Annotated in this window: 11 protein-coding genes; 4 read left to right on the forward strand and 7 right to left on the reverse strand. The window is 52.2% G+C overall.

The window, feature by feature from the left end:
* Positions 1-53: 53 nt before the first annotated feature.
* From A9180_RS08080 to A9180_RS24625, 4 genes are all read right to left on the reverse strand, one after another.
* Positions 54-1,178 (reverse strand): ABC transporter permease, encoded by a 1,125-nt coding sequence (locus A9180_RS08080; RefSeq protein WP_064527740.1) that lies wholly within the window; start codon positions 1,176-1,178, stop codon positions 54-56.
* Positions 1,178-3,913: a ribosome-associated ATPase/putative transporter RbbA gene (rbbA, locus tag A9180_RS08085; protein WP_064527742.1), complete on the reverse strand. Its 2,736-nt coding sequence runs from the start codon at positions 3,911-3,913 to the stop codon at positions 1,178-1,180. Before rbbA ends, A9180_RS08080 begins: the two co-directional genes overlap by 1 nt.
* Positions 3,910-4,977 (reverse strand): HlyD family secretion protein, encoded by a 1,068-nt coding sequence (locus A9180_RS08090; RefSeq protein WP_064527744.1) that lies wholly within the window; start codon positions 4,975-4,977, stop codon positions 3,910-3,912. Before A9180_RS08090 ends, rbbA begins: the two co-directional genes overlap by 4 nt.
* Before the next feature lie 62 nt (positions 4,978-5,039).
* Positions 5,040-5,153, reverse strand: a complete 114-nt coding sequence (locus A9180_RS24625) for a hypothetical protein (protein ID WP_222928543.1) — start codon at positions 5,151-5,153, stop codon at positions 5,040-5,042.
* A 495-nt stretch (positions 5,154-5,648) separates the two neighbouring features.
* Here A9180_RS24625 and A9180_RS08095 point away from each other — a divergent pair, with 495 nt between their 5' ends.
* Complete coding sequence (locus A9180_RS08095; protein ID WP_064528011.1) at positions 5,649-6,701, forward strand: DUF2776 family protein; 1,053 nt, start codon at positions 5,649-5,651, stop codon at positions 6,699-6,701.
* 97 nt (positions 6,702-6,798) lie between these two features.
* Here the strand turns inward: A9180_RS08095 and A9180_RS08100 are convergent, their stop codons facing one another.
* Positions 6,799-7,992, reverse strand: coding sequence for an NAD(P)/FAD-dependent oxidoreductase (locus A9180_RS08100; protein ID WP_064527746.1), 1,194 nt, complete (start codon positions 7,990-7,992; stop codon positions 6,799-6,801).
* A gap of 230 nt (positions 7,993-8,222) precedes the next feature.
* Here A9180_RS08100 and pitA point away from each other — a divergent pair, with 230 nt between their 5' ends.
* Positions 8,223-9,722, forward strand: coding sequence for an inorganic phosphate transporter PitA (gene pitA / locus A9180_RS08105; protein ID WP_064527748.1), 1,500 nt, complete (start codon positions 8,223-8,225; stop codon positions 9,720-9,722).
* Positions 9,723-9,789: 67 nt separating this feature from the next.
* Here pitA and uspB read toward each other — a convergent pair whose 3' ends face one another.
* Positions 9,790-10,125 (reverse strand): universal stress protein UspB, encoded by a 336-nt coding sequence (gene uspB / locus A9180_RS08110; protein ID WP_064527750.1) that lies wholly within the window; start codon positions 10,123-10,125, stop codon positions 9,790-9,792.
* Positions 10,126-10,515: 390 nt separating this feature from the next.
* On the opposite strand from uspB, the gene uspA reads away from it, so the two are divergent.
* Positions 10,516-10,950, forward strand: a complete 435-nt coding sequence (gene uspA / locus A9180_RS08115; RefSeq protein ID WP_000323571.1) for a universal stress protein UspA — start codon at positions 10,516-10,518, stop codon at positions 10,948-10,950.
* A gap of 355 nt (positions 10,951-11,305) precedes the next feature.
* Positions 11,306-12,775, forward strand: coding sequence for a dipeptide/tripeptide permease DtpB (gene dtpB, locus A9180_RS08120; RefSeq protein WP_064527751.1), 1,470 nt, complete (start codon positions 11,306-11,308; stop codon positions 12,773-12,775).
* A 48-nt stretch (positions 12,776-12,823) separates the two neighbouring features.
* On the opposite strand, the gene rsmJ is transcribed toward dtpB, so the two are convergent.
* Entirely contained in the window at positions 12,824-13,576 is a 753-nt protein-coding gene (rsmJ, locus tag A9180_RS08125; RefSeq protein WP_064527753.1) for a 16S rRNA (guanine(1516)-N(2))-methyltransferase RsmJ, read from the reverse strand.
* Positions 13,577-13,582: the final 6 nt, after the last annotated feature.

Here is a 13,582-nt window from a genome sequence, read left to right on the forward strand (position 1 = left end):
ATAAATTGCACCAACACGTAGGCCCGATAAGCTTACGCATCGGGCAACTTTATTTACGCCATTGTCCCAATCGTCTTCCTGAATCGCAGCAGCGCGATGGTGAAAAACACGCTGCCTATCGCCATCAGCGTCAGGAACTGCGGCCAGACGATTTCGAATCCGGCACCACGGTAGAGTATGGCCTGCGCGAGGCTGACAAAGTGTGTCGTCGGCATGGTCAGCATAATGTCCTGCACCATCTGCGGCATACTTTCACGCGGCGTGGAACCACCGGAAAGCATTTGTAACGGTAGCAATACCAGAATCACCAGCAGCCCCAGTTGCGGCATTGAACGCGCTATCGTCCCCATAAAAATGCCGATTGACGTGGTGGCAAACAGACTGAGCGCCACGCCCAGCATAAACAGCGGGATCGAGCCTTCAATCGGTACACCCAGCACGCCTTTCACCATCAGCACCAGCGATAATCCCGATACCACCAGCACCACCAGCCCCATCGACCAGACCTTCGCCATCATGATCTCAAACGGCGTTATCGGCATCACCAGCAGGTGTTCCACCGTGCCGTGTTCACGCTCGCGGATCAGCGCCGATCCGGTCAATACAATCGCCAGCATGGTAATGTTGTTGATGATCGCCATCACCCCGCCAAACCACGCGGGATCGAGGTTCGGGTTAAAGCGCATCCGCGTTTCCAGCGATACCAACGGTTCGCTGTTATCACGGTAGCGCGAGACAAAGCTGTTCACTTCACCGTTGATAATATTCTGGATATACCCGTTGCCGGTAAACGCCTGGCTCATGCGCGTGGCATCAACGTTCACCTGAATATCCGGCTGGCGTCCGGCGAGGACATCACGCTGAAAATTCGGCGGAATATTTATCGCGAAGGTATAGCGCCCGGCGTCCAGTCCGGTATCCATCTCATCGGCGGTGATCATCTCTGGTGGCAAAAACCACGGGCGGTAAAAACTGTTAACGATCCGGTTCGATAACTGCGATTGATCCATATCGGCAATGGCGATCGGCGCGAGGTTCAACGATCCTGGCGTGACAGTCGCCGAGGAGTACACCGACACCGTAAACGAGAAGACAATCAGCGTCAGCATCGCTTTATCGCCGAGCAGACTGCGCAACTCTTTGATGCCCAGATTAAAAATATTGCGTAAATGGCGCATCATCCCTCCTGTTTTTTCAGCAGCAGGATGCTTAAGCCCATCACCAGCGGGATGGCTATCAGCAACGGGATAAAAAGTTGCCACAAATCAGTCAGATCAAGCGCCTTCGAGAACGTCCCGCGGGCGATAGTCAGAAAATGACTGGTGGGGTAAACCTCGCCGATCCAACGTCCTGGCCCTTCCAGCGAAGCTACCGGATCGATCATCCCGGAAAACTGCGTCGCCGGAATCAACGTGATAATCGCCGTACCGAAAATGGCGGCAATCTGGCTTTTCATAAAGGTAGAGATCAGCAGCCCCATTCCGGTGGCGATGATGATATACAACAGCGCCGCCAGGGTGAGCGTCAGGAAACTGCCTTTATGCGGTACGCCAAATACAAACACCGACAGGGCGCAGAGCAGGAAAAAGTTCAGCATTCCAAGCCCGATGTACGGTAGCTGTTTGCCGAGTAAAAATTCGCTGCGGGTGGTGGGGGTAACGTAAAGGTTGATAATCGACCCCAACTCTTTTTCCCGCACCACGCTAAGGGCGCTTAACATCGACGGAATCATCATCAACAACAGCGGGATCACCGCCGGAACAATCGCTGGCAGGCTTTTTACGTCCGGGTTATAGCGATAGCGCGTCTCAATGTTCATCAGTCCGCTTTGGCTGACGGGCGTGGATTGTCGGCTCGCCACATCCTGTAGCCAGCTCTGGTGCATGGCCTGCACGTAACCTTTTACCGTTTCGGCGCGACTCGGCATCGCACCGTCGATCCAGACACCGAGTTCCACGGGCCTACCACGCGCGATATCTCGCCCGAAATTGGGTGGGATCTCAATCGCCACAGTGATATCGCCCGCACGCATCCGGCGATCAAGTTCGTCATAACTGGTAAGTGGCGACTGTTCGATAAAGTAACGGGAACCGGAGAGGTTGAGCGTCCACGCCTGGCTGCTGACGGTCTGGTCGCGGTCGAGCACCGCAAAGCGCAGGTTTTCCACATCCATACTGATGCCGTAACCCATTATCAGCATCAGGATCACCGTTCCCATCAGCGCCAGCGTCGAGCGTACCGGATCGCGGCGCAGTTCCAGTGCTTCGCGGCGGCTGTAGCTAAACAGACGGCGCAGGCTAAATCCCTGGCGCGGCGCGTGTGTAGCGTCGTGTACCACGGGCGGCGCTTCGGCTTCGTTGCTCTGCCCTGCCGCTTCCTGCAAACAGGCGATAAATGCCTCTTCCAGACTGGTGGCTCCGCGTTTCTCAACCAGCTCCTGCGGTGTACCGCTGGCGAGCACTTTTCCTGCGTGCATTAGCGAGATACGGTCGCAGCGTTCCGCTTCGTTCATAAAGTGGGTGGAGATGAAAATGGTCACTTTGTCCTGCCGCGAGAGATCCACCATCAACTGCCAGAACATATCCCTCGCCACCGGATCGACGCCAGAAGTAGGCTCATCAAGGATTAACATCTCTGGACGATGAATCACCGCCACCGCCAGCGAAAGCCGCTGGCGAATGCCGAGCGGTAATGACTCCGGCAGAACATCTTCAACGTCGTTGAGCTTAAAACGCTCGCTCATTTCAGCCACTCGCGCGGGGATTTCCGCTTCCGGGATGTGAAACAAACGGGCATGTAACTCAAGGTTTTGCCGCACGGTGAGTTCGTTATAGAGCGAAAACGCCTGCGACATATAGCCCACCCGGCGACGGGTATCGATATCTTTTGGATCAACCGGTTGCCCAAACAGCCACGCCTCACCTTCGCTGGCGGGCAGCAGTCCGGTGAGCATTTTCATGGTGGTGGATTTACCACAGCCGTTCGAACCGAGGAAACCAAAAATCTCCCCGCGTGGAATGCGGAAATTGACGTGATCAACGGCAACGAAGGAACCAAAACGCATGGTCAGATCGCGCGCTTCGATGGCAATCTCTGCGTTTTCAGGTTGATACGGCGGGATCACTACCGCCTGATGCGCCAGGCGTTGCGCTTCTGGTAACAAAGCGATAAACGCTTCTTCCAGCGTGGCGCTTTGCGTTTGCTGGCGCAGTTCTTCGGCGCTGCCGGTCGCCAGCACTTCTCCGGCATTCATCGCCACCAGCCAGTCGAAGCGTTCGGCCTCTTCCATGTAGGCGGTGGCGACCAGCACGCTCATATTACTCTGCCGCTGGCGAATGCTGTCGATCAGATCCCAGAACTGGGCGCGGGAAAGTGGATCAACCCCCGTCGTTGGCTCATCAAGAATCAACAGTTCCGGGTCGTGGATTAACGCACAGCACAGCCCAAGCTTTTGCTTCATCCCGCCGGAGAGTTTCCCCGCCGGGCGATCGCGAAACGGGGCTAACCCGGTGCTGGTCAGCAGCTCATTAATTCGTACTTCCCGTTCCGCTTTGTCGTGGCCAAACAGGCGGGCGAAAAAATCGACGTTTTCATACACCGATAGAGTGTGGTAAAGATTTTTGCCCAGCCCCTGCGGCATCCAGGCGATGCGCGGGCAGACGTCTCGGCGATGCTTCGGGTCACGCATATCGCCACCCAGTACCATCACATTGCCCTGCTCAATGACACGAGCACCAGAAATCAACGACAACAAACTCGACTTACCGACGCCGTCCGGGCCAATCAGCCCGACCATGCAGCGGGCCGGGATATCGAGAGTGATATTATTCAGCGCAACGGTTTTTCCATAATGCTGGCTCACGCCCGCCAGTTGCGCGACAGGCGGAACGGGAACCAGTTCCAGATGCGTCATTGCGGCAACCTCACCGCCAGGTCTTCAGGCCACGGAAGTTCTTCATTCACCCGCACCCACGCCACGCCCGGCAAACCGGTTTTGACATATTCCAGATGCTGCTGGAGTAATTCCGGTGGGATCCGCGCTTTGACACGGAACATCAGTTTCAGCCGTTCATCGCTGGTTTCGACGGTTTTTGGCGTGAACTGGGCAACGCTGGCAACAAAGCTGATGGTTGCGGGAATACGCAGGTCTGGCGCGGCGTCGAGGATCAGACGTGCTTCCCCGCCCAGTTTCAACGTGCCAGCCTGTTCAGTTGGCAGGAAGAAAGTCATGTAGACATCGCTCAAATCGACCATATTCAGCACCCGACCGCCTGCCGCCAGCACTTCTCCAGGTTCGGCGACCCGATACTGCACGCGTCCGTCACGCGGGGCTTTCAGTTCGCTGTCATCGATATCTGCCGCAATACGCCGTTCGGTGGCTTGTGCCGCTTCGACGCGCGTTTGCGCCTGAATGATATTGGTACGTGCCGCTTCTATAGCGGCTTTAGAAGCCGAAACCTGGGCTTTTGCCGATTCCAGCGCAGCACGGGCGCTTTCGGCGGCGGCGCGATCGTCATCCAGTTGTTGCGCAGAAATAGCCCCACTATGGGCGAGCGAGCAGGAACGCGTATGACGTTTGGCTACGGAGTCCAGTTCTGCCTGGCGTTGATTGACCAGCGACTGCGCGGCACGAGTTTCACTTTGCCGCTGTTCCAGCAAAGCCTGCGCGGCGGCAACGGCACTTTGCGCCTCTTTGATTTGTGCGATGGCTTCCAGCCGTTGCTCCTGCAACACGCGGGTATCCATCTTCGCCAGCACTTCCCCCTCGCGGACGAACTGACCTTCCTTCACCAGAATGGTGTCGATACGTCCGGCAATTTTACTGGCGATATCCACTTCCGTCGCTTCAATGCGACCATTACTGACAGCAAAGCCCTCCGGTACACCTGCCGGACGCAATAACCACCACGCCACGACAGCAGCAACCGCCAGTAACCCTACAACCCACCACGCCAGATGGCGCTTAATATTATCCATAATCGACCCGCCATAATCCCTGTAAGCAAACGACGCGTGTTACAACTGCCGCCGAACAACGTTCAGCGAATTATTCCATCCGGGATAAGAAGGAAACGGCAAAGGCGGCCTGGGCGCAGCAAACTGAGCGCCGACGGGGAAAGCTTAGTGAAAACGGGTAGTAATGTTGTCATCATCAGCATTCCTGGCCGTAAATGAAACACGCATACTCATAAGTGAAATCAATTAAATACTAACAGTTATATTCATGTTGTCTATTTGATTACCATCAGCTTGTGATACATCGCGATGTTCAACATTTCGATTACGTTTTTAACCAAAAATATTTTTAATATTATTGGTGACTATCACATATCGTTATTATTGTCTTATGTGCAAATATCTTAACGAAGGGTAATACGGTATTTTTGCAAAAAGAGGGTAGATGAGAAAAAACTGCGTCTTAAGCAACGAGGAAAAATAAGGAAAAGATATTCATTCAGAATTAGCCGTAGGATAAATATTTATTTACCAGCATTAACTCACCTATAAAACTCAATACTCAGAACAATAAATCCGGCTATAGTAAAGTTACTTTTTACAATTAGTGGTATCTCATTGTTATATTTAATTGACAAAAAATACTACTTACACGCTTTCTGACATTAGCGGAAACGCATATGGAGATTGAGATGAACATATATATCGGATTGTTGTTTAAATTAATCCCTTTGATAATGGGCATAATATGCATTGCATTAGGTGAGTTTGTATTAGCAGGTTCTGGACAAAGTGAATATTTCGTTGCAGGGCATGTTCTGATTTCTCTCTCTGCAATTTGTCTGGCATTGTTCACGACCGCATTTATTATTATCTCTCAATTAAATCATGGCGTGAATAAACTCTACAACACATTATTTCCTGTTATTGGTTACGCTGGCTCCATTGCAACTATGATTTGGGGATGGTCGTTTCTGTCCAGCGAAAATGTGATGGCAGATGAATTTGTCGCCGGGCATGTTATTTTTGGTGTTGGTATGATTGCTGCTTGCGTATCAACTGTGGCGGCGTCTTCCGGACATTTCCTGCTGATCCCCAAAAACGCCTCGGGCAGTAAGAGTGATGGCACACCGTTGCAGGCTTATTCTTCAACAATCGGTAATTGCTTAATTGCCGTTCCCGTTCTGCTTACTCTCTTTGGTTTCATTTGGTCAGTCGCGCTGTTACGTAGTGCAACTATCACACCACATTATGTTGCTGGTCACGTACTGCTGGGGTTAACGGCAATTTGCGCTTGCCTTATTGGTCTTGTCGCCACTATTGTCCATCAAACGCGGAATACGTTCTCAGTGAAAGAGCATTGGCTGTGGTGCTATTGGGTTATTTTGCTCGGATCACTTACCGTTATTCAGGGCATCTACGTATTAATCAGTTCAGATGCAAACGCCCGTCTGGCACCCGGCATTATTCTCATTTGTCTGGGGATGATCTGCTACAGTATTTTCTCTAAAGTGTGGTTATTGGCGCTGGTATGGCGACGCACCTGTTCGTTAGCCAACAGAATACCCATGATTCCGGTATTTACCTGTCTGTTTTGCCTGTTCCTCGCGGCGTTCCTTGCTGAAATTGCGCAAACCGATATGGGTTATTTTATTCCTTCGCGAGTTCTGGTTGGCTTAGGTGCGGTATGTTTTACACTGTTTTCCATCGTGTCTATTTTAGAAGCAGGTTCAGCAAAAAAATAATAGAAAAGGCTTCAGATAAGGCGTTGAGCGTCTTATCTGGGCTTTATTCAGGTTAATCCCCCTGGTTACACCGCGAAACGAGGGGGTATTTTGCTTCTTATTCTGCCGCCAAATCCTGCGCACAAGCCCACGCACTGGACCACGCCCACTGGAAGTTATATCCCCCCAGCCAGCCGGTAACATCCATCACTTCACCGATAAAATACAAGCCCGGCACTTTGCGCGCTTCCATCGTCCGTGAAGAGAGTTCGTTGGTGTCCACGCCGCCGAGCGTCACCTCCGCGGTGCGATAGCCTTCGGTGCCGTTGGGTTGTACGCGCCAGTCGGTTAATGTGCTTATCAGTGTCTGTTGGTCACGCACGTTAAGCTGTTTTAGCGAGAGATCCGGAATTTGCCCGAGTTGTTGTAACCGTTCAACCAACCGTTTCGGCAGATGAACTGCCAACGTGTTTTTCAGGCTCTGATTCGAATGCGCGTTACGCTGTTCATTAAGAAAGGCTTCCAGGTCGACATCAGGTAGCAGGTTGATGCTGACAAATTCCCCCGGTTGCCAGTAGCTGGAAATCTGCAATACCGCAGGGCCAGACAAGCCGCGGTGGGTGAAGAGTAAGTTCTCGCGGAATACGGTGCCGTTTTCAGCGGTGATCACTGAAGGCACCGCCACGCCCGCCAGCACCTGTAACTCTTCCAGCAACGGTTTATGCAGGGTGAATGGCACCAGGCCTGCGCGGGTTGGCAACACGTTCAGCCCGAATTGTTCGGCAATCTTATAACCAAATGGTGACGCGCCAAGGCCAGGCATCGAGAGGCCACCCGTCGCGATGACCAGTTTATCGCAACCTACGGTCATGCCATTCAGTTCAAGCGTGAATCCCGCGTCATCCTTCGCCACGCTCAACACTTCGCTACGTAATCTGAAGGTCACATTGCCCTTCTCGCACTCATCCACCAGCATGTCGACAATCTGCTGCGCAGAGTCATCACAGAAGAGTTGCCCTAACGTTTTCTCGTGCCAGGCGATGCCGTGTTTATTGACCAGATCAATGAAATCCCACTGGGTAAAACGCGCGAGCGCAGACTTACAAAAATGCGGATTCTGGCTCAGATAGGCACCAGGTTCGACATAAAGGTTGGTAAAATTGCAGCGCCCACCGCCAGACATGAGGATTTTGCGCCCTGGTTTTTTACCATTATCGATCAGCAGAACCCGGCGTCCTGCCTGACCTGCCAGCGCAGAACAGAACATACCCGCCGCACCAGCGCCTATAATAATGGCATCAAACCTTTCCACGTTGCGCTCCTCTTAGAAAAAATGGGCGTGAATTGTAAAGATTCCTCAGTGGCCGCACCAGCATCAATATTACTTAGGGGAAGTATTTACCTGAATTATATAAGATAATTATTTTTTGAGTGAAATTCATACAGGAGGCAAATCAAAAAAATCTATATTTCACTTTGCCCGCGCCGCGAAAGTCACTGATAATGCGCCGCGTTCATGTCCTCAAAATGGCGTAACGTCCTATGCTACATTTGTTTGCTGGCCTGGATTTGCATACCGGGCTGTTATTATTGCTTGCACTGGCTTTTGTGCTGTTCTACGAAGCCATCAATGGTTTCCATGACACAGCCAACGCCGTGGCAACTGTCATCTATACCCGCGCGATGCGTTCTCAGCTCGCTGTGGTTATGGCGGCAGTGTTCAACTTCCTGGGTGTTTTGCTGGGTGGTCTTAGTGTTGCCTATGCCATTGTGCATATGCTGCCGACAGATCTGCTGCTTAATATGGGGTCGTCCCATGGTCTTGCCATGGTGTTCTCTATGTTGCTGGCAGCGATTATCTGGAACCTGGGTACCTGGTACTTTGGTTTACCTGCATCCAGCTCCCATACGCTGATTGGCGCGATCATTGGTATTGGTTTAACCAATGCGTTGATGACTGGTACGTCAGTGGTGGATGCACTCAATATCCCGAAAGTATTAAGTATTTTCGCATCTCTGATCGTTTCCCCTATTGTCGGCCTGGTGTTTGCCGGCGGTCTGATTTTCTTGCTGCGTCGCTACTGGAGTGGCACCAAGAAACGCGCCCGTATCCACCTGACCCCAGCGGAGCGTGAAAAGAAAGACGGCAAGAAAAAGCCGCCGTTCTGGACGCGTATCGCGCTGATCCTTTCCGCTGTCGGCGTGGCGTTTTCTCACGGCGCGAACGATGGTCAGAAAGGCATTGGTCTGGTTATGTTGGTGCTGATTGGCGTCGCACCAGCGGGCTTCGTGGTGAATATGAATGCCACTGGCTACGAAATCACCCGTACCCGTGATGCCATCAACAATGTGGAAGCTTACTTTGAGCAGCACCCTGCACTGCTGAAACAGGCGACCGGTGATGATAAGTTAGTGCCGGCTCCGGAAGCAGGCGCAACACAACCTGCGGAGTTCCACTGCCATCCGTCAAATACCATTAACGCGCTCAATCGCCTGAAAGGCATGTTGACTGCTGACGTGGAAAGCTACGACAAGCTGTCGCTTGACCAACGTAGCCAGATGCGCCGCATTATGCTGTGCGTTTCTGACACCATCGACAAAGTGGTGAAAATGCCTGGCGTAAATGCTGACGATCAGCGTCTGTTGAAGAAACTGAAGTCCGATATGCTAAGTACTATCGAGTATGCTCCGGTATGGATCATCATGGCGGTCGCGCTGGCGTTAGGTATCGGTACGATGATTGGCTGGCGTCGTGTGGCGACCACTATCGGTGAGAAAATCGGTAAGAAAGGCATGACCTACGCTCAGGGGATGTCTGCTCAGATGACGGCAGCAGTGTCTATCGGCCTGGCGAGTTATACCGGGATGCCCGTTTCCACCACTCACGTACTCTCCTCTTCCGTAGCGGGGACGATGGTGGTTGACGGCGGCGGCTTACAGCGTAAAACCGTGACCAGCATTCTGATGGCCTGGGTATTTACCCTCCCGGCTGCGGTACTGCTCTCTGGCGGGCTGTACTGGATCTCCTTGCAGTTCCTGTAATCGCACGTACAAAAAAAAGCGGGTCAGTTTTCTGACCCGCTTTTTTTATGCGTTATTGCTGTGGTACTTAATGCCAAATCATCAACGCAATCAGGCTTACCACCACCAGGCCACACAATGCGCTGGTCAGAATAAACTGACGGCGCAGGCGCTCGCAGCGACGGATGAACTCATCATCGTGATGATCGCGATAACGTTGGGCATAGATATACCAAACGAGACGCACCTGTTTGTTGGGTTGGCCATGTGAGGTAAAAAAGCCCCCTCCATCAACATATTGATAGAGCAATGGATCGCAATTACGCAGTACTACTAACAACGCGCGTAGTGATGAGAAATAGCGCGCCATGTTAACAATGCAAACGACACATAAAGCCCAAAATAATGCGACGGTGCTTATCATACCCCCTCCCCGGCGACCTGCCCGCGGAGTTCCCCTCCGGGGCTACCGCTCCCGATACGCTGCCAATCAGTTAACACCAGGTCCTGGAGAAACCGCTTTTGTGGTGACCAACATCCGAGCGGCTCTATAGATAGTGTAGGAGATCAGGTTGTTTTTTTTCCATAAGGTTAACCACTATCAATATATTCATGTAGAAAATTTGATTATCTGATTGGTAAGCAAGGCGGATTGACGGATCATCCAGGTCGCTATAAGGTAAGGATGGTCTTTTCACTGAATCTTTACGGCTGGGTTAGCCCCGCGCACGTAGTTCGCAGGACGCGGGTGACGTAACGGCACAAGAAACGCTAGCTGGCCAGTCATCGACAACTTTATGGAAGGAGTAACACTATGGCTTATAAACACATTCTCATCGCGGTCGATCTCTCCCCGGAAAGCAAAGTTCTGGTAGAGAAAGCAGTCTCTATGGCTCGCCCCTACAATGCGAAAGTTTCTCTGATACACGTAGATGTAAACTACTCTGACCTATACACCGGACTTATTGATGTAAATCTGGGTGACATGCAGAAACGCATTTCCGAAGAGACTCACCATGCATTAACCGAACTCTCCACCAACGCAGGATACCCAATCACTGAAACCCTGAGCGGCAGCGGCGATTTGGGTCAGGTTCTGGTTGATGCGATCAAGAAATACGACATGGACCTGGTTGTCTGTGGTCACCACCAGGACTTCTGGAGCAAACTGATGTCTTCCGCGCGTCAGCTGATCAACACCGTTCACGTTGATATGCTGATTGTTCCGCTGCGCGACGAAGAAGAATAATCATCTCCCCCACTTGCTCCTGAACGCCCGCTTATGCGGGCGTTCTGCTTTTTGTGTTGTACCCGAATGCGACGTGCGGGTACAAACACGAGAGCGCTCAATCAGGCCTGTGTTCATCTGCGCTCAGAAACTTCAACTACGCATCGAATAATTCAAATTTACACTCCAATAAAACAGCATTTAACGCCATCATATTTCAAACCATCAGCATTATTAGCTGGTTATTTTTTGATGTGATAGTGCATTAATGCATTCATTACATCAATATTAAGAATTTTAGACATGTGTAAACTCTTTCGCGCGCAATCACTTACGCGTTCATACTTTTCATGATGGTATTGAAAGGCTAAAAATTATGAATACAACAACCCCCACGGGAATGCTGCAACAACCTCGCCCATTCTTCATGATCTTTTTTGTCGAGCTATGGGAGCGATTCGGTTACTACGGCGTGCAAGGCGTCCTGGCCGTTTTCTTCGTTAAACAGCTCGGTTTCTCACAAGAGCAGGCTTTTGTCACCTTTGGTGCCTTTGCTGCGCTGGTCTATGGCCTTATCTCGATCGGTGGTTATGTTGGCGACCATCTGTTAGGGACTAAACGCACCATTGTCCTTGGGGCAATTGTTCTGGCGATAGGCTACTTCATGACTGGGATGTCGCTACTCAAGCCTGACCTGATCTTCATCGCGCTGGGAACCATCGCCGTCGGCAACGGCCTGTTTAAAGCCAACCCGGCAAGCCTGCTTTCGAAATGCTATCCACCGAAAGATCCACGTCTCGACGGTGCTTTCACCCTGTTCTATATGTCGATCAATATCGGCTCTCTGATTGCACTGTCGCTAGCACCGGTTATCGCTGACCGATTTGGCTATTCCGTCACCTATAACTTATGCGGGGCAGGTTTGATTGTCGCGCTACTGGTCTACATCGCCTGTCGCGGGATGGTGCAAGATATTGGTTCAGATCCAGACTTCCGGCCACTGAACTTCGGCAAACTGTTGTACGTGCTGATGGGCAGCGTGGTGATGATCTTCGTCTGCGCATGGCTGATGCACAACGTGGAAGTTGCCAATCTGGTACTGATTGCTCTCTCTATCGTTGTGACCATTATCTTCTTCCGTCAGGCATTCAAGCTGGATAAAACCGGGCGCAATAAGATGTTTGTCGCCTTTGTGCTGATGCTTGAAGCGGTGGTGTTTTACATCCTCTACGCCCAGATGCCAACGTCGCTGAACTTCTTTGCCATCAACAACGTGCATCATGAAATTCTCGGTTTTTCCATTAACCCGGTGAGCTTCCAGGCGCTTAACCCGTTCTGGGTGGTGCTCGCCAGCCCAGTACTGGCAGGTATTTACACGCATCTGGGGAATAAAGGCAAAGACCTCTCCATGCCGATGAAATTTACCCTTGGTATGTTTATGTGCTCGCTGGGCTTTTTGACAGCCGCTGCTGCAGGAATGTGGTTTGCGGATGCCCAGGGGCTGACATCGCCGTGGTTTATCGTGCTGGTTTACTTATTTCAGAGCTTAGGTGAACTGTTTATTAGCGCCCTGGGCCTGGCAATGATTGCCGCTCTGGTGCCGCAGCATTTGATGGGCTTTATTCTCGGGATGTGGTTCCTGACGCAGGCCGCCGCATTCTTGCTGGGCGGCTATGTGGCAACATTTACTGCGGTGCCGGACAACATTACCGATCCACTTGAGACGCTGCCTGTTTACACTAACGTGTTTGGTAAGATTGGTCTGGTCACGCTGGCCGTTGCTGTAGTGATGCTGTTGATGGTGCCGTGGCTAAAACGGATGATTGAGACGCCGGAAAGCCATTAATTATTTTTGCAGAAAACAGGGTAGCGATAACGCTACCCTGTTTTACTTTTACACCGGCGTTCCGGCATAAATATCAAACCGATGCCCTTTGGTGACAACCGCGTTTGGCGTAGCAACATTCGCCAGCGGTGGCGCGTAGTCCGGGCGCTTTACCACCACGCGTTTGGTCGCCAGCAGCCGCGCAGGCTCCAGCAACCCATCGGCGTCGAGGTCCGGCCCCACCAGCGACTGAAACACGCGCATCTCTTTCTTCACCAGCGCGCTTTTCTGCTTATGCGGGAACATCGGGTCGAGATAGACCACCTGCGGGCGTGGGGTAATATCGGTCAGCGCCGTCAGGCTGGAAGCGTGAATCAACTGCAAACGCTCCTGCAACCAGCCGCCGATTTCCGCATCCGCATAACCACGCGCCAGGCCGTCGTCGAGCAATGCGGCAACCACCGGATTACGCTCCAGCATCCGCACGCGGCAGCCGACCGACGCCAGCACAAAGGCATCGCGCCCCAGTCCTGCGGTAGCGTCTACTACGTCCGGCAGATAATCGCCTTTAATGCCTACCGCTTTCGCCACTGCCTCACCGCGTCCGCCGCCAAATTTGCGGCGGTGCGCCATCGCGCCGCCAACAAAATCAACGAAAATACCGCCAAGTTTCGGCTCATCGCGCTTGCGCAGTTCCAGATGCGCTGTAGTTAACACCAGCGCCATCAGGTTGTCTTCATCATGCTCCAGCCCCCAGCGGGCCGCCAGAACAGATAAGGCGCCGTCTCCGGCGCCTGTTTCATCAATTAAGCAGATTTTCACTGAATG

Source organism: Escherichia sp. B1147 (assembly GCF_001660175.1).
Taxonomy (GTDB): Bacteria; Pseudomonadota; Gammaproteobacteria; order Enterobacterales; family Enterobacteriaceae; genus Escherichia; species Escherichia whittamii.

Coding starts and splice junctions, on each gene's coding strand:
- A9180_RS08080 (WP_064527740.1), bottom strand. CDS start 1,178: ATGCGCCATTTACGCAATATTTTTAATCTGGGCATCAAAGAGTTGCGC.
- rbbA (WP_064527742.1), bottom strand. CDS start 3,913: ATGACGCATCTGGAACTGGTTCCCGTTCCGCCTGTCGCGCAACTGGCG.
- A9180_RS08090 (WP_064527744.1), bottom strand. CDS start 4,977: ATGGATAATATTAAGCGCCATCTGGCGTGGTGGGTTGTAGGGTTACTG.
- A9180_RS24625 (WP_222928543.1), bottom strand. CDS start 5,153: ATGATGACAACATTACTACCCGTTTTCACTAAGCTTTCCCCGTCGGCG.
- A9180_RS08095 (WP_064528011.1), top strand. CDS start 5,649: ATGAACATATATATCGGATTGTTGTTTAAATTAATCCCTTTGATAATG.
- pitA (WP_064527748.1), top strand. CDS start 8,223: ATGCTACATTTGTTTGCTGGCCTGGATTTGCATACCGGGCTGTTATTA.
- uspB (WP_064527750.1), bottom strand. CDS start 10,125: ATGATAAGCACCGTCGCATTATTTTGGGCTTTATGTGTCGTTTGCATT.
- uspA (WP_000323571.1), top strand. CDS start 10,516: ATGGCTTATAAACACATTCTCATCGCGGTCGATCTCTCCCCGGAAAGC.
- dtpB (WP_064527751.1), top strand. CDS start 11,306: ATGAATACAACAACCCCCACGGGAATGCTGCAACAACCTCGCCCATTC.